This is a genomic window from Methylicorpusculum oleiharenae (assembly GCF_009828925.2).
Taxonomy (GTDB): domain Bacteria; phylum Pseudomonadota; class Gammaproteobacteria; order Methylococcales; family Methylomonadaceae; genus Methylicorpusculum; species Methylicorpusculum oleiharenae.
Map to the genome: position 1 here is coordinate 4,837,581 of NZ_WUTY02000001.1, position 18,482 is coordinate 4,856,062.

The 18,482-nt window shown below is 49.8% G+C and carries 13 protein-coding genes; 2 read left to right on the forward strand and 11 right to left on the reverse strand.

Going from position 1 to position 18,482, the window contains the following annotated elements; translation table 11 throughout:
• Window positions 1–283 precede the first annotated feature (283 nt).
• Entirely contained in the window at window positions 284–1,942 is a 1,659-nt protein-coding gene (locus GO003_RS21565; RefSeq protein WP_159658397.1) for a multicopper oxidase domain-containing protein, read from the forward strand.
• The gene (locus GO003_RS21570) at window positions 1,939–2,616 is read left to right on the forward strand and encodes a multicopper oxidase domain-containing protein (protein WP_231089135.1); all 678 of its coding nucleotides are present in this window, start codon (window positions 1,939–1,941) and stop codon (window positions 2,614–2,616) included. The genes GO003_RS21565 and GO003_RS21570 overlap by 4 nt, the downstream gene beginning before the upstream one ends.
• Before the next feature lie 181 nt (window positions 2,617–2,797).
• Here GO003_RS21570 and GO003_RS21575 read toward each other — a convergent pair whose 3' ends face one another.
• From GO003_RS21575 to smc, 11 genes are all read right to left on the reverse strand, one after another.
• Complete coding sequence (locus GO003_RS21575; protein ID WP_159658396.1) at window positions 2,798–4,519, reverse strand: bifunctional protein-serine/threonine kinase/phosphatase; 1,722 nt, start codon at window positions 4,517–4,519, stop codon at window positions 2,798–2,800.
• A gap of 20 nt (window positions 4,520–4,539) precedes the next feature.
• Window positions 4,540–4,983 carry a cyanase gene (cynS, locus tag GO003_RS21580; RefSeq protein ID WP_159658395.1) on the reverse strand — a complete coding sequence of 148 codons (444 nt, stop codon included), beginning with the start codon at window positions 4,981–4,983 and terminating at the stop codon, window positions 4,540–4,542.
• An 81-nt stretch (window positions 4,984–5,064) separates the two neighbouring features.
• Window positions 5,065–5,877 (reverse strand): formate/nitrite transporter family protein, encoded by an 813-nt coding sequence (locus GO003_RS21585; RefSeq protein ID WP_159658394.1) that lies wholly within the window; start codon window positions 5,875–5,877, stop codon window positions 5,065–5,067.
• Window positions 5,878–6,236: 359 nt separating this feature from the next.
• Window positions 6,237–7,169, reverse strand: a complete 933-nt coding sequence (locus GO003_RS21590) for a PhzF family phenazine biosynthesis protein (RefSeq protein ID WP_231088944.1) — start codon at window positions 7,167–7,169, stop codon at window positions 6,237–6,239.
• Window positions 7,166–7,504, reverse strand: a complete 339-nt coding sequence (gene nirD, locus GO003_RS21595; protein WP_231089136.1) for a nitrite reductase small subunit NirD — start codon at window positions 7,502–7,504, stop codon at window positions 7,166–7,168. The genes GO003_RS21590 and nirD overlap by 4 nt, the downstream gene beginning before the upstream one ends.
• 2 nt (window positions 7,505–7,506) lie before the next feature.
• A complete protein-coding gene (gene nirB / locus GO003_RS21600) occupies window positions 7,507–10,062 on the reverse strand; it encodes a nitrite reductase large subunit NirB (protein ID WP_231089229.1) in 2,556 nt (851 codons plus the stop codon).
• 741 nt (window positions 10,063–10,803) lie between these two features.
• Window positions 10,804–11,292, reverse strand: coding sequence for a hypothetical protein (locus tag GO003_RS21605; protein WP_159655874.1), 489 nt, complete (start codon window positions 11,290–11,292; stop codon window positions 10,804–10,806).
• 111 nt (window positions 11,293–11,403) lie between these two features.
• Window positions 11,404–11,934 carry an REP-associated tyrosine transposase gene (locus GO003_RS21610; RefSeq protein WP_159655872.1) on the reverse strand — a complete coding sequence of 177 codons (531 nt, stop codon included), beginning with the start codon at window positions 11,932–11,934 and terminating at the stop codon, window positions 11,404–11,406.
• Between the two features lie 103 nt (window positions 11,935–12,037).
• Window positions 12,038–13,987 (reverse strand): helix-hairpin-helix domain-containing protein, encoded by a 1,950-nt coding sequence (locus GO003_RS21615; RefSeq protein ID WP_159655870.1) that lies wholly within the window; start codon window positions 13,985–13,987, stop codon window positions 12,038–12,040.
• A gap of 214 nt (window positions 13,988–14,201) precedes the next feature.
• Window positions 14,202–14,945, reverse strand: coding sequence for a cell division protein ZipA C-terminal FtsZ-binding domain-containing protein (locus GO003_RS21620; RefSeq protein ID WP_159655868.1), 744 nt, complete (start codon window positions 14,943–14,945; stop codon window positions 14,202–14,204).
• Window positions 14,945–18,454: a chromosome segregation protein SMC gene (smc, locus tag GO003_RS21625; protein ID WP_159655866.1), complete on the reverse strand. Its 3,510-nt coding sequence runs from the start codon at window positions 18,452–18,454 to the stop codon at window positions 14,945–14,947. The genes GO003_RS21620 and smc overlap by 1 nt, the downstream gene beginning before the upstream one ends.
• Between the last annotated feature and the right edge of the window lie 28 nt (window positions 18,455–18,482).

An 18,482-nucleotide genomic window follows, 5' to 3' on the forward strand; every position in this document is an offset into this window, starting at 1 on the left:
CCTGATGAAACAATCAGTGTGTATTCAGCGGAGCAAAAAACAAAGGTGATGCTACACGTAGGTTGCGGTTGGCGATAGCCAACCCAACATTAAAGGCCATGGCGTTTATTGTTGGCTTGCTAAAAGCATGCAACCCCTACTCAATAATTAAAAAGATGAGGATAAAGCGAATAGCGAACGCCGTAAATTAAGAACTTGTTCATAGCCAGATAGTCAAAAAAAGCCACAAGCGGTTTACTTTTTCAATCCTTACATTAATACCCTAGATACCTCTCTGCCGAAAATGAAGAAAACCTATTACCTGTTAATCAGTGCCCTGATCCCGATTTTGATCGTGATTGCGGTGTATTTAGCGCCAACACAACAGCAAAAATCCGGCATTAACCCACCGGGAACCCTCATCGGTATCGCAGGAGAAACCAGTGGCGCGGAAAAGCCTTGTTCCAATGAACATCCGGAATGGCGGGAAGAACAAGTCATTGACGGCGTGAAGATTGAAGCATCCAAACTCTGTGAACCGGATAATCCTTATGACATTGCAGCATCAGTAAAAGGAATCAATAACCTGTCGATGCACAGTTTGATGCAGACCCATATGGCTCAGGATGCCTTGACAAAAACCGACGATCTGGACGGCGACGGCGACCCAGATGTCATCCATATCAAACTGGAAGTGATTGAACTCAACGGCGCAACGCCTGAAGGCGAGTTTTTGATCAACACATTCGATATTGCGCCCGGCATACAACCCGGATTATGGGTTTACGCGCCCAAATCGGTAGGCATGGGTGTCAAAAACTTTAATTCGCCGGTTGCCAATCCTATGCTGAGAGCGCCTTCACCGGTCATTCGCGTCGAGCAAGGCGACAAGGTGATGATTACGCTGGAAAACACACATTACTTACCGCATACCATTCATTTGCATGGCGTCGATCATCCCTGGCATACGGCCAATGGCGACAATGACGGCGGCGAAGAGCATCCGGTGTTTCCCGGCAAAAACCATACTTATGAAATCCAGACCCGCCATGCCGGAACGATGTTCTATCACTGCCATGTCCAGACCGCTCAACACTTTGCGATGGGTTTGAACGGGATGATTGTGGTCGAGGAAAACCGGCCCAACAACTGGGTACAGACGTTTAACATCGGCGCCGGACAAGTCCGTCACCCTTCCGTCGCCGTCAAGGAAACCGCAGCGCAGGAATACGATCTGTATTATCAATCGGTGGACAAACGTCTGGCTCAGATCATTCAAAACGCCAATGATCCCAGGCTTATTGCGCACAGGATGTCCCGGGAATACAACATCACCGAATCATTTGAAAATTATTTCATGTTGAACGGACGTTCATTTCCTTACACCTTGCGTGAAAGTTTAATTGTGGCCGGTGAGAACGAAAAAATAAAATTGCGGCTAGCCAACGCTCAACGCTCTTCTGTCGCGGTCCATTTTCACGGACACAAAGCGGCGATAACGGCTTACGATGGCGTAGAGGCACCGGCGGGGTTGCAAATCACGCGGGATGTGTTTGATATAGCTCCCGCGCAACGCATTGACTTACTGCTTAAAACAGTCAATGACGGTTTAAACAGTTATGGACCCGGCCTTTGGATGTTTCATGACCACGTCGAAACCGGAACGACGACGGACGGCATGGAACCGGGCGGCAACATGTCCATATTAGCCTATGAACAGTTACTCGATGAACAAGGCATGCCAACCCATCATGACGCCGTCTTTGATCAGGTGTTCAATAAAAATTACTATGCAAAGAAAAAAGCTGTCTGGGGTGAAGGCGACTTCGCTCATTTCCTGGGTGAAGCCGGTCAATTCGCGCCTGACTATTTGCTGATCATCGTTTTCGGACTGACATGCGGCTTAGTCATAGGTCTGGCTATTTTCCTCGTGATCGTTCTGAAAAGGAGAAACACCCAATGAAGATCAACCCAGCACTCACATTTGTTCTAATCAGCCTTCTGACATTGGGTTATCCGGGGTTATCAACGGCCATGATGGACCATGGCGGCATGATGATGGACGAAACAGGCATGATCATGAACGCCAACAAGGATAAAGTGCCTCAGGATTGCCAAAAAATTGCCGGGGATGTGGACATTACTATCCGCGCAGGCCATGAACATGCCCAGAAATTCAACGGAAAAATGTATGCTTTTGATCAGCAGGAGTGGGATGTTGCGCCGTGTTCACGCATCAATATCACCTTCATTAATGATGATCAGATTCGCCATCAATTGATGATTCACGGATTACCCGGCTACCTCTACCCGCAGGGCATGTTTCATCTGGAGTTGTATGGAAAAGGTGAACTCAAGGCATCGCTGATTGTGCCTGCCCAGAAAAAAACCTATCTGGTCCACTGCGAAATCCCACAGCACATGGAAAAAGGCATGAAAGCGCAACTCAAGGTCGATGGCGGGGACGTCGATCTGCCCGGAATTCCGGGCATAAGCGAGCCGGTTAAAGCCGATATTTATCCGGTAGACTGGAACAACTCTACCTTTGCAGTGCTGTTTTTTTCATGTTTGGTTGGTATTGCCGCGCCCTATTTTCTGATGCGCTCATTAAAAAAATCAAATCAGCCGAGTGAGTAAAGTAAACGGTAACTACTCGCTCGCTTTGAATTATGGTTGTAGGTGCTTGATTTCAAAGGACGCATCAATACGTCCCTGTAGCTCTCTGCAACATCCCTGTTGCAGAAGCCTTTTCAATCAACCACCTACACCCACTATAATTGGAGGGGGTGAGCAGATACAGTAAAGGGGTTAAATGTGGTTACTTGGCCAACAAGAGTGCAATGATAAAGCTCAGAATTAAACAAATGGATTTCCAGAAAAGCACCGGATTGCGCTCCATAAGCGGCGAGCGGGTTTTATTCAGGTAGTCTTTGTTGGGATGGCGCAGGTCGAATATAAACTCGGAGACTTCCTGATAGCGCTTGTGTGGATCGGGATTAACGGCCTTCTTGATGGCTTCATCGATCCACGCAGGAATTTCCCGGCTATTTTCAGGGAGAGGCTGATATTTTAATTTCCTTTGCTCTGCCCTGGTTTTGGTTTTGGCCACTTGAGTTCCGTAAGGCAAGTTTCCAGTCAGCATTTGATAGACAATAACAGCCAAAGAAAAAATATCCGAACCCGATGATCCATGCTCTCCCAGCAAGTATTCCGGGGCACTGTATTGAGCCGTGCCCAGCAAATTGCTACGTTCGATCGGGCTGGTGATTTCCATGATACCGGCCACGCGGGTAGAACCAAAATCTATGATTTTTACCGTGCCGGTCTTATCGATCATGATATTGCCTGGCCGCAGATCCTGATGAAGCATTTCCAGGCGGTGAAAAGCGCGCAACCCTTTGGCAATTTGTTCGACTATTCCACGCACTGTTTCCAGGTCTGGCTTCGGGTTATCGATCATCCACTGAGTCAATGTCTGACCATCAATGAATTCCATGGCGATATACAGGAAATGGCGCTTCCGGGTCTGCAAACAAGGCTTGAGTACGTAGGCACTATTAATGCGCCTGGCAATCCACTCTTCCATCAGAAAGCGTTCCAGATAAGCCGGATCATCCCTGAGATCAATTGACGGAGTTTTTAAGATGACCGGCCTGTCTGTTTCGCTATCCACTGCCAGATAAACGTGGCTGCGGCTGCTGGCATGCACTTCTCTGATAATGGTGTAACCATCAAAAACCGCTCTTGCTTCCAGTATCGGTGGAAACGGCAATTCGGTTAACTGCTGATACAGCTCTTTGGCATCCTGACTCGGCAATTGCTCAATTCTGACAATCTGAACAGTAAGATTATCCGTACTGCCTAGCTGGTAGGCATCGTCCACAATGGCTTTAGCAGCAGCATCCAGATCATTACCGTACTGATGAATAGCATTGATTATGAAAAGATCAGGGGTAAATTCATAAATACCGTCTGTCGCAAATACGAAAATATCCCCCTCATCGACTGACAGCGTTTGATAATCTATCTCCAGATAAGGATTGATTCCCAAGGCGCGACTGAGATAGCTTTTGTCCTTGGACAACCAAAACCGGTGATCATGGGTCAATTGTTCAAGCCCGTTTTCATGCAGGCGGTAGATTCGCGTGTCACCCACATGAAAAATATGCGCAGTTGTCGACTTGATAACCATGGCGCTCAAGGTGCACACATAGCCTCTGTCTTTATCGTAGCGGAACTGGCTTTGCTGAGACTGCGAATGCAACCAGGAATTGGTTGCCGTCAAAACCCGTTGCGCAGACTTCTTGACCGACCAGGCTTCGGAGGTGCAAAAATAATCCTCCAGAAACCCCTTGACAGTCGCTTCGCTAGCAATATGACTCACGTCACTGCTACTGATCCCATCGGCCAAGGCAATGGCAATTCCTTTTGCACTTAACAGGGGTTCCTTAGGACTGTAAACGCCGTGAAAATCCTGATTAATTGCCTTGCGGCCTTTGTCAGAATGCTGCCCTACCGATATTTTTAATTGACCGGACATTTATTCAGGCCAAAGCAGCCTCAGTAACTCTTGTAAGGAAGAAATTTGCCGCTCATCACGATCTTGACGCGGTCTCCCTTTGGATCGGGTTCACGCTGAAGATCCATGCTGAAATCGATAGCGCTCATAATGCCGTCGCCAAACTCTTCGTGGATCAATGCCTTAAAGGTAGTGCCGTAAACACTGACCAGTTCGTAGAAACGGTAAATCAACGGATCGGTCGGTACCGACGTCGGGAGCGACCCCTTGTAGGGAACCACTTGCAACTGCTCAACAGCGTCTGCGGGTAATTCCAGCACGTCGCCAATCTTGACGGCTTGTTCAGCAGTCAATGTCATCTGTCCGAGCAAAGCGGCGGTTGTCCATTCCTTGCTTTGACCCATAACCTCAGCCAGTTGAGGCCAAGTCAGTTGTTTACGCAGTTTTTGCAAGATGACTAATTCGGTAACTTCGTTGCGTGTCATGATGAATGCCTTTACAAATTAGAGCGATTGTTAAGGAGTCTCGGCAATTTAATACCTGAAACTCTATTATCTTGAAGTTGCTTAGTTGAACGCACGTTTAGGCGCTGTTTTGATATGCGTGGAGTATAACGTCAAACCGGTAAACGCCAATCCGCCAACCAAATTACCCAAAACCGTTGGAATTTCATTCCAGACAAAGTAATCCATAATCGAGAAATTGCCACCCATGATTAAACCGGATGGAAACAGAAACATGTTGACAACGGAGTGCTCAAAGGTCATTCCAAAGAACAGCATAATCGGCATCCACATCGCGATGACTTTACCGCTAACAGTCGTGGAAATCATCGCCCCGACCACACCCGTAGACACCATCCAGTTACACAGCATGCCTCTGATAAAGATGGTACACCAGCCGGCCACGCCATATTTTGCATAGCCCAGCGTACGCGCTTCGCCGATACCGGCAAGCTTTTTGCCTACAGCATCGGGCTCGACGGAGAAGCCATAAGTAAACACAATTCCCATCATGACCGCGACGGTTAATGCGCCTAAAAAATTGCCGGTAAAAACCAGTCCCCAGTTCCTTAAAATACCCCCCAGTGTTACGCCTGGACGTTTATCAAGCCATGCAAGCGGTGTTAAAACAAAAACACCGGTCAAAAGATCGAAGCCTAATAAATACAGCATACAAAAACCGACGGGAAACAATATTGCGCCAAAGATCGGCGATCCGGTCTGGACAGTAATGCTGACCGCAAAAACTGCAGCCAGCGCCAGAATCGCCCCGGCCATATAAGCCCTGATCAACGTATCTCGGGTAGACATGAATACTTTTGATTCCCCTGCATCCACCATCTTGGTCACAAATTCTGAAGGAACTAAATAGGACATAATTTTTTCTCCAAATCTAAAATAATATGTATCGTTCAATTAAGAACATATCTATGAATATTGGTAAATGAACCAAAATAATTTCTATTCCAATCCTGCTATCGCTGAAACTTCTGAAATCGAAGCGTCAACGAAGGCAAGCATTTTTGGAAACTTCCACTGGAACTCGACCGTCACGTTCTCACGCAGCCGTTCGTGTTCCTCTTGCCTCATACCGCATTTCATGTCCCACTTAGCTTACACAGGACGCTATTTCCCTCCTTTTTGATTGACTCAACTACTATTCGGGCAGGCTTCTGCCCTACCCCCAGAGACGCAAGATTTTGCGTCTCTCCCGGAATTTACGCCCCACCCTGTCTTCATCCCCGGGTATTCATGGCGCCCAGATCAATCGTCCCCTCGGCAAACAGCACGGCTTCGCCGCCGACCCGGACGGTCAGGAACTCGGCGCCTTTATGATCCATTTCCAGATTGATGACGCTGCGCCGGGAGCCGGCATCACCGCGGTCCACTGCGAAGGTCTGGGTGCCTTTGCGGGTGTGCTCGAACGAACACAGGTAGGCGCAGAACGCCGGTAAGGCGCTGCCCACCGGTGGGTCTTCGGTCAGGCCGATGCGTGGGCCGACTAAGCGCAGGTTGAAGTCGGCGTCGGCATAAGGTGATTTCGGCGCAAACACTAAGATCTCCTGGGCGGCGGTCTGCGGCGCGGTGGATTGGCTCCAGGCGCTGTAATCGAAGCGGGCTTTGCGCACCGTTTCATACTGCCAGACCGGCACGATCAGGTAGGGATAGCCGCAGGAGACCAGCCGGGGCGAATATTTCTTGTGGTCAAGTTCGGCTTGGTCCAGGCCTAAAAAGCCGGCCAGTTCTTCGTCGCTGGGCGCAAAGCGGTCGACGATCGCGCTGACTTTGCGGGTAAATTGCACAAAATAGGGGATGCCGTCCCGGCTGGAGATGTTGGCTTCCACGTTGCCGGCATTTTGTTCGAAGCTCAGCGAGGTGACCGGGGCCGAGACGTCAATGTCGCCGCAGCAGGCCAGCACATAGGCGGCGGCTATGATCGGATGGCCGCCGAAATTGACTTCGGCTAACGGGGAAAAAATCCGCATGCGCCGGGTCTGGGCAGACTTCAGTTGATGAAAAATGAAGACGGTTTCGGACAGGTTCAGTTCTTTGGCAATCAGGGCCATGGTGTCGGCATTCAGGCCGTCCGCATTGGGAAACACGGCGATCTGTGCGCCATTGAACAGGCGCCGGGTAAACACGTCGGCAATGTAGTAATGGTATTTCATCGCGCCTCCTGAACGCAGACTGCGACCCGGTGGTTGACGATCCGGATGGGGTAGGTGGCGACTTTGACGGTCTCATCTTCAAAGCACACCCCGGTGACCAAATTGAAATGCTGCTTGTACAGCGGCGAGGCGACCATCGGCTGGCCGCCGATATCGCCGATCATGCCGCGGGACAAGACATTGGCCTGGCCAAAGGGGTCGAAATTATCGAGCGCGTACAGGGCCTGTTCTTTGGGCATATAGAACAAGGCAATCTGATGCGCGTTGACTTTTACGCAGATGCCGGAATCCGGTTGCAGATCATCGACACTGCAGACATCTTGCCATTCGCTCATGGTCAGGCTTCCTCTAACAGGGTGAAGTGCTTGTGCGGGGTCAAGGCGGCGCGTTCCTCGTCTTTGGCCGGGCGGATCTGGCCGCGTTCCTGAACGAACAGGATGCGCTCATCGGGTTGGTCGCTGTTGACGAAATGCCGGAACCGTTTCAGTTTGCCGGGATCGGCGAGCGTGGTTTTCCATTCGCATTGATAGGTGTCGATGACGCGCTGCATCTGCGCTTCGAGTTCATCGCCCAAGCCCAGGCTGTCGTCAATGACCACGGACTGCAAATACGCCAGGCCGCCTTCCAGGTTGTTCATCCACACCGAGGTGCGTTGCAGGCGGTCGGCGGTGCGCACGTAAAAGATCAGGAGGCGGTCGATGTACTTGATCAGCGTGGCTTGATCCAGCTGGGTGGCGAACAGGTCGGCATGGCGCGGCTTCATGCCACCGTTGCCGCAGACATAGAGATTCCAGCCGTGTTCGGTGGCAATCACGCCGATATCCTTGCTTTGCGCTTCGGCGCATTCGCGGGTGCAGCCGGACACGGCGAATTTGAGCTTGTGCGGCGAGCGCAGGCCCTTGTAGCGGTTTTCCAGGGTCAGTGCCAGACTGACGCTGTCATCGACGCCGTACCGGCACCAGGTGCTGCCGACACAGGATTTGACGGTGCGCAGCGATTTGCCGTAGGCATGGCCGCTTTCAAAACCGGCATCGACCAGCTCCCGCCAGATCAGCGGCAGCTGGTCGACGCGGGCGCCGAACAAATCGACCCGTTGAGCGCCGGTGATTTTGGTATACAGTCCGTATTTTTTGGCAACCTGGCCCAGGACGATCAATTTCTCCGGTTCGATTTCACCTCCGGCGACGCGCGGTACCACCGAATAGGTGCCGTCTTTTTGAATATTGGCCAGATAATTGTCATTGGTGTCTTGTAAGCCCAGGTGCTCGTTTTTCAGGATGTAGTCATTCCAGTAAGACGCCAGGATCGAGCCGACCGCCTGTTTGCAAATTTCACAGCCGCGCCCGCGGCCGTGCTTGTCCAGCAATTCAGCGAAAGTCTTGATCTCGCCGACCATAACCAAATGGTACAGGCCTTGCCGGGTGTGCGGAAAATGCTCACAGAGGTCGGTATTGACGGCCACGCCCTGTTTTTTCAATTCGGCATCCAACACCGATTTGAGTAAGGCGCTGCAGCCGCCGCAGCCGGTCGCCGCTTGGGTGGCTTGTTTGAGCGCGCCCAGCGAGGTGCAGCCGGTGTCGATGGCCGCACAGATGTCGCCTTTGCTGACGTTGTGGCAGGAGCAAATCTGGGCCGAGGCCGGTAGCGCATCGGCGCCCAAGCCGACCGGCTCGCCGGACAGCCGCGGCAGGATCAAGGCTTCAGGGTGTTCCGGCAGGGCGATGCCGTTCAGGCAGTATTGCAGCAAGGTGCCGTAATCGGCGGCTTCGCCGACCAGCACCGCACCCAGCAGGGTCTTTTTATCGGCACTGACCACCAGGCGTTTGTAGATGTCGCTGTCGCCGTCTTGATAGGTGTACACCAGGGCGCCCGGGGTGGCCGCATGGGCATCGCCGATGCTGGCGACATCGACACCCATCAGTTTCAGTTTGGTGCTCATGTCGGCACCGGTAAAGGCGCTGCCGGCGCCTTCCAGTACCGAGACGACGGCACGGGCCATCGCATAACCCGGTGCCACCAGACCGAAAATCCGGTTATTCCACAGCGCGCATTCACCGATGGCAAAAATGGCCGGATCGGAGGTGCGGCACTGGTTGTCGATGACGATGCCGCCGCGCGGACCGATGTCCAGACCGCAGGCGGCGGCCAGGTCGTCGCGCGGGCGGATGCCGGCGGAAAACAGAATCAAATCGGTTTCCAGCACATCGCCCCCGGCAAAATTCATTTTATGCAAACAGGTGCTGCCGTCGTCGATCAAGGTGGTGTTTTTATTGAGATGGACGCTGACGCCCAGCGCTTCAATTTTGCGTTTCAACAAGGCGCCGCCGCCTTCGTCCAATTGCACCGCCATCAGGCGCGGGGCAAATTCCACGACATGGGTAATCAGTCCCAGATCGGTCAAGGCTTTGGCCGCTTCCAGCCCGAGCAAGCCGCCGCCGACCACCACGCCGACTTTTGAGCAGGCCGCGGCGCTTTTCATCGCCTCCAGATCTTCGATGGTGCGGTACACCAGACAGTGCGGACGGTCATGACCGGGCACCGGAGGGACAAAGGGGTAAGAACCGGTAGCCAGAACGAGGGTGTCATACGCGATCACCACGCCGCGTTCGGAAATCACCGTCTTGGCGGCGCGGTCAATGGTTTTAGCCTTATCCCCCACATGCACGGTGATGCCGTGTTCGGCAAAAAAGCCGTCCGGTACCAGCGACAGATCCTGCGCCGTTTTACCGGCAAAATACTCCGATAAATGCACCCGGTCATAGGCCGGCCGGGGCTCTTCGCAAAACACCACAAGGTGATAGCGCGCCTTCGCGGCGCTGTTGACCAGAGCGGCCAAAAAATGTTGACCGACCATGCCATTGCCAATAACGACCAGTGTCTGTGTGTGACTCATCGGTAACCCCGGATCTGCTGCAAAGAAAACGTAAAAACCTAAATTTCGGGCAAAAAAAAAGGCGTCCGGCCCACGTGAAAAAATCACTGAACCCGGACGCCATTGCCCCAAAATCATAACCGCTCCGACGAGGAGCTTTGTCTCAACTAAAGCAAAGGTAATGCCAGAAAGACCGGTAAGGCCGACAAAGAAGTGTAAGTGCTTGTTTGGTAAAGAATCAAAAGCGAACCATCCGGCCCTGAGCCCAACAACACAGCGTCGGCAACGCACAGCAACCCGTCAGGAGCGCACTGATTCGGGGAGAAAGAAGAGGTATTGCACTATTGTGGAGCGAAAACTCGTCAGATACGCCAAATAGGATGTGCCGACGCCAGGAGGCGCATCTGTCGGGTTACCCAATACTTTTAAACTCAGGCATTTCATTTTCCCAATTTTTTTCATAAAAGCCTTGCTTCACATAAAGGTTTTCGTTGTTTTACCTATCAAAAGGCATCACGCAACACCTCAATCTTGTTGATCAACCAATGCTTGTATTTCCGATCGGCAAGATTGACGGTGAAAAACCGCATGGCTTTCGGTAGGTAAAAGCGTCGGTATTCGGTTAGGGTTTATTTGAATCGCGAACGATGCGCCTCCTATCGTCGGCACATCCTAAATTGTGTGCCATATCGCGTTAATAATAGTTAACTCGAGAAATATTGGGGTTCGTTACCTCGCACCACACTACGGATCTCACCTCTTTCATTGAATAAACCTTCTATACCATAGAAATACTGCAATTACTGCTATTGGAGGTAAAACAAACCACATAAAAGCATTTAAAATTTCATCTTCTTGAACAGAGCTTCCGTATGGCTCAAACAAAAGAATTACTGAGATAAAGGTAAATATCCATATTAACCATGCTGAAGCCACAGCATTCTTAAATTCTGAAATAGAGAAATAGAAGTCCTTTATCTTTAGTCTTTTTTTCCAGGCGAGAATACTGGTAAACAAGAGAAGAATAATCAAAACAATTGCCACAAAATAAGACGAGTATGTGTCACTGCTTATTGTCGAACTAAAGTCATTTTCTGCGCAGTGCTTCACTCCCCTCTCTCGGCAGCAATCTTCACGGGTCTGCCCTTGAGCCAAGAGTCTACAACCATCAATTTCCTTCTGTATGATTTCTTCGTACGGATTCTTCATATCTTTTTTACGCGGCCAGATGTCTCGGCGAATCGGAGCCATCAAGTTATTATCTATTTTTGGTTATCTTATACTTTTTTCAATCTCAACTCGATAAGGCACACCTAATAGGATGTGCCGACGCAAGGAGGCGCATCCTATTTGGCTGTCGAGTTACTCACTGATTTTAATCTCTGGCCTTTCATTATTTCCCCAGTTCTTTTCATAAATACCCTGCCTCACATATCGATGAAAGCTTGAATACGGCCAATCGATTACGTTTTTAACATGGCCGTGTTTTACCGGGTTCCAATGAATATAATCAACATGACGGTTGTAATCGTCTTGGTTTTCGATTAAATGCGCCCATAATCGACGTTGCCAGATTCCTCTTTCGCGGCGTTTCTGACGACTTTTTGAAATTCTTTCACCCGGGTTGATTGCCCTGGAAAATCTTCCTTTCAACATATTCCAGCGAACAGAATAATTACCGTCGTCGGGCGGTAATGTCCAAATAGCATGCAAATGATCCGGCATGATGACGATGGCATCAATATGAAAAGGTTTTCGTTGTTTTACATATAGAAAGGCCTCACGCAATACATCAATCTTGTCGATCAACAAATGATTGTTTTTCCGGTCGGCAAGATTGACGGTGAAAAACCATAGGGCATTCGGTAGGTAAAATCGTCGGTATTCGGTCATGGTTTGTTTGAAATACGAACGATGCGCCTCCTATCGTCGGCACATCCTATCTGGCGCACCTTATCGCGTTGATGCAAAACAAGCTTCGGCGGCTTCAGTGAATTTATCCGTTTATAAGTGTGAGGTATTCCTGCTCGCTGAGGATTTGCACGCCTTTTTCCTGGGCTGCGCTCAGTTTGGTGGCACCCACTTTTTCCCCGGCCACCAGAATATCGGTCTTGCCGGTGACGGAATTGGCGACTTTTGCACCCAAACGTTTGGCTTCTTTCTGCATGTCTTCGCGTGAACCCTGCACCATAGTTCCTGTGAACACGATCAGTTTTCCTGACACGGGGCTTTCTATTTGAGCCTGTGCCTGGCTGGCTGCTGTTTCAATCAGATTAAAACCCAAACTCAATATTTGCTCAAAATCCTGTTTGATCAATTTTAATGACTCGACCACCGCCTCGGCAGTTTTCTCTGCAAATCCTTCTATTGTGACGATATCTTCAATGCTGAGATCAAAGAGCCGGTTCAACGGATAATGCTGCAATAACCGTTCACAGTTACCCAGTCCCATTCTGTAAATACCGAATGCACCCAGAAACCGCCAATCTTCAATACTTTGCAGGCGGCTGCGCTGTAATTGATCCAGAAGATTCTGTGAGGTTTTTTCGCCAAAACCCATCTCCATCAGCTCGTTCAACGCTAATTGATAGATACGGTAAATCGAGTTGACGCCGTGCGCATGCAGTTTTTCTATAGTCTTGGCGCCAAAGCCATCGACATTGCCCAAAGTTCTAAAAAAATGCTCGAGGGTGTTTTCGATTTGTGCCGGGCAATGGGTTTTATTAAGGCAATATAAATAGTCACTGTCCCACACCAGATGACTGCCACAACTGGGGCAGTTATCCGGAATTTGCGGCGGCATTGGCGTGACGACACGCTCGATTTTGGGAATCACCAAGCCCGAGCGGGTCAATTCAATGAGCGTACCCGGCCCTATTCCCAGCGACTTGACCATACCGTAATGATGGGCTGTTGCGCGTGAAATGACCGCACCGCTCAGTTTGGTCGGCTCCAGTTCGGCAACCGGGTTGACGCGTCCGGAACGAGAGGTTTGCGGCGTTACACTCAGCACGTTGACCAACGCCGATTCAACATTATGCTTGTAAGCGATCTGCCATCGATGGTGATGCCGGGTTGAACCCATGCGCTGCTTGACCGATTCATCGGTGACTTCAAAAACCACCCCATCGACATCAAAATCCACCTTTTCGGGAATCTGCCTGACAATATCGGCAAAGTGGAGGCGGATGTCATTGGCCGAACCTTGCCAATCGGGTAACTGGGCAAACGGAAAGAACATCGCGGCTTTTCGTTCTATCGCTTCCAAAGCAGGCACTTCCAGATCTTTTTCCTTGATGATGCTCGCTTGAAAATTTCGGGCATTTTCAAATTGTTCCGCCAGATAATTCTGAAAATATTGGCGGCTGACCACGATTTCTCCGGCTCCCTGACCTCGCTGACCATTTCCGGCCACCATCAAACCGCGATCAAAAACCCGGGTAATATCGGTGCCTTTTCGGCCATCGCCGCGCGTATATAACGTTTGTCCGTCATCGTATGCGGCATAGCCATCCAGTTTGGGCGTCGCCCGAAACAACAATCTATCGCTATCGATATCAAGTTCTTGTGCTGATTTTTCAATACGAAGCAGCCATTTTTCAATAGCATCCTGACTATAGGCTTTTTCGGTAGACAACATTCTTACCGGCAGGTCTATGGTTTTTTCTGCAAATGCCGGTTCCGGTTCAACCGCAAGAAGATATGGATGATCAGGATGCCTGCGTGCCAGTTCAGCCAAAAAGACGGCATCGTAATCAGCATCGGAAATGAACGGACAACCGCTTCTGTAAAGCAGATTAGCGGTTTCCAGAAAGTGGACCAGCACCTCGTCGCTGAGTGAGTCGGCCGAGCGGCTTTCGGCTATTTGTTCAATCTGCGCCAGGGTCAATCCTTCAACGAGTTGACAGTGCTGGTTGATAAGATCTCGTTGTTCGTTATTCAACATCAGGAAAAGGTTGAAGGATTGGCCGATTCGTTACCGTGAAAGTACAGAACCGAAGAGGGGGCGGTTGCTCGATCGACAGGTGTCCCGACGTCAAGCCTACATGGACGTATTCACGGCGTCCTGTCGGGCGAGTGACCGCTCTCTCCTTAACACCTAGTACTTTAATTTGACGGGGCGAATGCAGGACTTTCATGAACGGTTAGGCATAAAAAAATTATTGATAACCGCTCGCCAGCCGATTACGCATTTCGTGTATGGCACTACCGGTTAACGGTTGTCTCTGGTTATCCCACTTAACACCGTCCAGTTCCGCCGCCAGAATATCGATTGTTTCTACAAAGTCATCATAGACCGAGACAGGGTCATCTACTTCGCGAGGCTGCATAAAAAATACCAGACCGGGACAATTAAACTCTCTTATGTTTTTGTCAGGGAATGTGCCGGGCTCAACCATACTGGCAACGCCAAAATCGACCAGGCCATTACCGTCGATACGCTCGTATATTTTTAAACTGCCGTATTTCAATCCGGCGATGTTAAAAGCGCGGTCTATGTCCTCGCCGTTAAAACCTTCGTCGGCGACAGCCACCAGACTGTATTGAATCAGTTTGGGTAACTCCCGGGACTGCTCATCATGGCTGGATGGCCGCTCGTCGTGATGACGCTGCTGTGTCGAACTGCCGAAAGCCTCATGCTCTTCCTGACCGTACAACGATTGAGCATATTCGTAATCATTATCCTCATCCAATGCGCCGCCTAAAGGAACCACATCGAACTCATCATTTTCCGGATGCAGCACTAAAGATTCGTCAATTCTTCCAATCGGATTTTTAAATCGCCCGGACAGGCTTGATCGGCCGGGAAGCGAACCTTTTTTCCAGTAAGACCACAAAACCAGGCACAACATCACACCCAGGCCTGCTGCAATAATAACTATTCTTAAAATTTCTTTATCCATCAGCTTTCCGCCAGACTCACTGCCTCTTCAATATCAACCGCCACCATCCGCGATACACCGGGTTCGCGCATGGTAACACCTGCCAGCTGTTTGGCAATTTCCATCGTCGCTTTGTTATGCGATATAAATAGAAACTGCACCGTTTCGGACATTTCCTCAACCATTTTCGAAAAACGCCCCACGTTTGCATCGTCAAGCGGCGCATCGACTTCATCCAGCAGACAAAAAGGCGCCGGATTCAATTCAAAAATCGAAAACACCAGAGCAACCGCTGTTAATGCCTTCTCGCCACCCGACAACAAATGAATGGAACTGTTACGTTTACCGGGGGGTCTGGCGATGATATTGACACCGGCATCCAATACATCCTGCTCAGTCAGCTCCAGATAGGCCTGACCGCCCCCAAACAATTTGGGAAATTTCTGTTGTAATCCGGTATTTATTTTATCGAATGTTTCTTTAAAACGCTGCCGGCTTTCTTTATCAATTTTATTGATGGCTTGCGTCAAAGTATCCAATGCTTCCGATAAATCCGCATGCTGATCATTTAAAAATTTCATACGCTCAGATTGCAGCTGAAATTCTTCAATGGCGCTCAGATTGATCGTCCCCAGTCGCTCTATCTGACCGGCCAAATCATCCACTTTATTCTTCCATACCGTCTCGTCAGCATCTGGAGGCATTTGCTGCAACACCACTTCCGGCGCCATAGCCAGCTCATCCAATTGCTCCGTAACGGTTTGCTGGCGAACTCTACTTTCCTGCTGTTCGTAGCGCAGTTTGTCCAACTGCTCTTTTTGTTTCTCCAGGCCGCGCTGATGCTGAATATGCTCTTGGGACAGGCGATTGATGATCTGCTCCGTCTCTTCAACGTGTTTTCTGGCCTGCTTTAATGCGAGCTCTAATTCTTCTTTTTCTAAATACAGCTGTTCAAGTGTCAGCTTTTCATCATCCAGCGGCGTCAAAGTCGCTTCAAGCTTGTGTTCCAGTTCGGCCATTCGCTCAGATGACGTTTGCATCTGAACCTGTAAACGTTCGACCTGCCGGGTGATATGAATCTTTGAAGAACGCAACGATTCAATTTGCGCCTGATAAGTAAATACCTGCTGCTTCGCCTCCGATACAGATAACTCCCGACTGTGCTGCTGCGCCATCAGCTGCTGATTGATTTTCTCAAGATGCTGTTTGCTTTCATCCAGACCGGACATCCGCTGTTCAGCTTCTTGCAGCTTGAATTTGGCTTCGGCAATCAGCTCGGCATTTTCTTCCGATTCTGACTGAATATCCGTCAAATCTCCATCAATCTGTCTCAACCGCTGCTGTTGCTGTTCATGCCTTGCAGCAAAAGCGCTCAGCTCGGCGTTTTTCTTTGACAGGTCATTGCTCAAGGTTTTGTCATTCTGTTGCAGAATTTCCCGATTGGCCTCGGCCTCTTTCAACACCTGCTCAGACGTCTCCAAACGCGCTTCGAGTTCAGCAATATCGGTAGACAAACTGTCCTGGCGCTGCTTTAAAAGTCTTAATTCCTTTTCACGTTGCAAAACACCGTACTTGTTATCTTTGACTCTTATCAAGCGCAGCCAACCCGGCCCAAGCCAGGTGCCGTCAGGTAAAATCAGCGATTCGTAAGGTTTGAGCTGATCCGTTTGCGCTTTGGCCGAAACCAATGATTCGGCACAATAAATCCCGGTCAATAAGCCGGACAAGTTCCAGGAGGCTTTCACTTTATCCAGTAAGGGCACCCCTGCGTTCGTCTGTTCGATCGAATCAAACTGCCGGTTTTCAAACAACGCCAACGATTCATTGGTTAAATGCTCTAGCGCCGGAATAAGGCTATCGGCATTCTCTATACAAATGGCTTCGAGATAATGCCCCAAAACGGTTTCAGCCGCTGTTTCCCAACCGGCCTCTACCTCCAGCATTTCGGCAAGCCGGGTTTGTTTGGCCAAATCCATCTGTTCAAGCCAGCTGTTCAGATGCTTGTTGTCTTTACCCATGGCGTGTTGCTGCAGCATTTCCAGGGAAGTAATCTTGCCTTTGACACTGTGCATCTCTGAGCGATGAGCATGGACTTGCTGGTTAATTTCCTTTAATAAGAGCCGGTGTTCGGTAATGACCGCCATGATTTTATCCAGATGATCATGAACCTCGCTGCGTTCCTCTTCCAGCTCCATTATCAAATCGTTTAATTCGTCAATTTTACCGTCGAATGGATTGGCTTTTAAATCGTCGCGCTCACCGTTTAATTTATCCAGCCTGATTTGCAGCTGCCGGTTCTGGTTTTCTGCCTGACTGATTTTGATGCGCTGGATTTCGATGTTTTCCTTGGCGGACGCGCTCTCTTTTAAATAGGCTTCCCATTGCCGTTGCCAATCGGCGCGTTCCTGAAGGCCATCCTGTTGAACACTGACCGCCTCATTGACTCGGGCTTGCATGACTTCCAGAGTTTCTTCGGCCTGCATCAAATCAGAAGTGATATCTTCCAACTGCATTTGATCGTTATCCAGCTCCGTTTTGGCATGATCGATCTGCTGTTTTAAACGGTCAATTTCAACCACCGTCTCTTCATGACTTTTTTGATTCAGTTTAATGGTTTGCTCAAGACGACCGACTTCAGAAACCACATGGTAGAAATCACCTTGTGTCGAGTTCAATGCCGCCTGTTTTTGTTTGTGCTCTGACCGCTTTGATTCGATTTCGGCATCGAGTTCGCGTGAAGCGACAAACAGACGGTTGTGCTCATTAGCTACCGCCTGCATCTGGCTATCCAGTTGTTCAAAAGCCCGGTGGTGCGTCTGCCAGCGCATCGCCAGTAATTCCAGTTTGAACTGACGCTCCTGCTGTTTCAGTTCAGTGTATTTTTTAGCTTTTTCAGCTTGTTTTTGCAGGTGTTTTAACTGCTTTTCAACTTCATCGCGCACATCATTCAAACGTTCCAGGTTTTCATGCGTGTGCCGCATCCGGGTTTCAGTTTCCTGACGGCGTTCCTTATATTTGGAAATGCCGGCCGCTTCTTCTATATGAACCCGCAAATCTTCGGGCTTGGCTTCCACCATTCTGGAAATCGTGCCTTGTTCAATAATGGCGTAACTGCGGGACCCCAAACCGGTGCCTAAAAACAGATCGGTAATGTCCTTACGCCGGCAGCGTACATTATTGAGTAAAAAAGCCGACTGACCATCACGGCTGACCTGGCGTTTTATCGAAATCGAGTTATATTGAGCATATTCTCCGCCGGCCTTGCCTTCGCCGTTATCAAAAATCAACTCGACCGAAGCCGTTCCGACCGGTTTACGCGATGCAGAACCATTAAAAATTACATCAGCCATACTGCCGCCGCGTAAATGTTTGGCCGAACTCTCACCCATCACCCAACGGACAGCATCGATGATATTGGATTTTCCGCAACCGTTAGGCCCCACAATAGCGGTCAAGTTACCGCTGATGGGGATCACGGTTGAATCGACAAAAGACTTAAACCCTGAAAGTTTGATTTTTTCCAGCTTCATTACTGGTAGAATAGCCCTTTAGCTGATT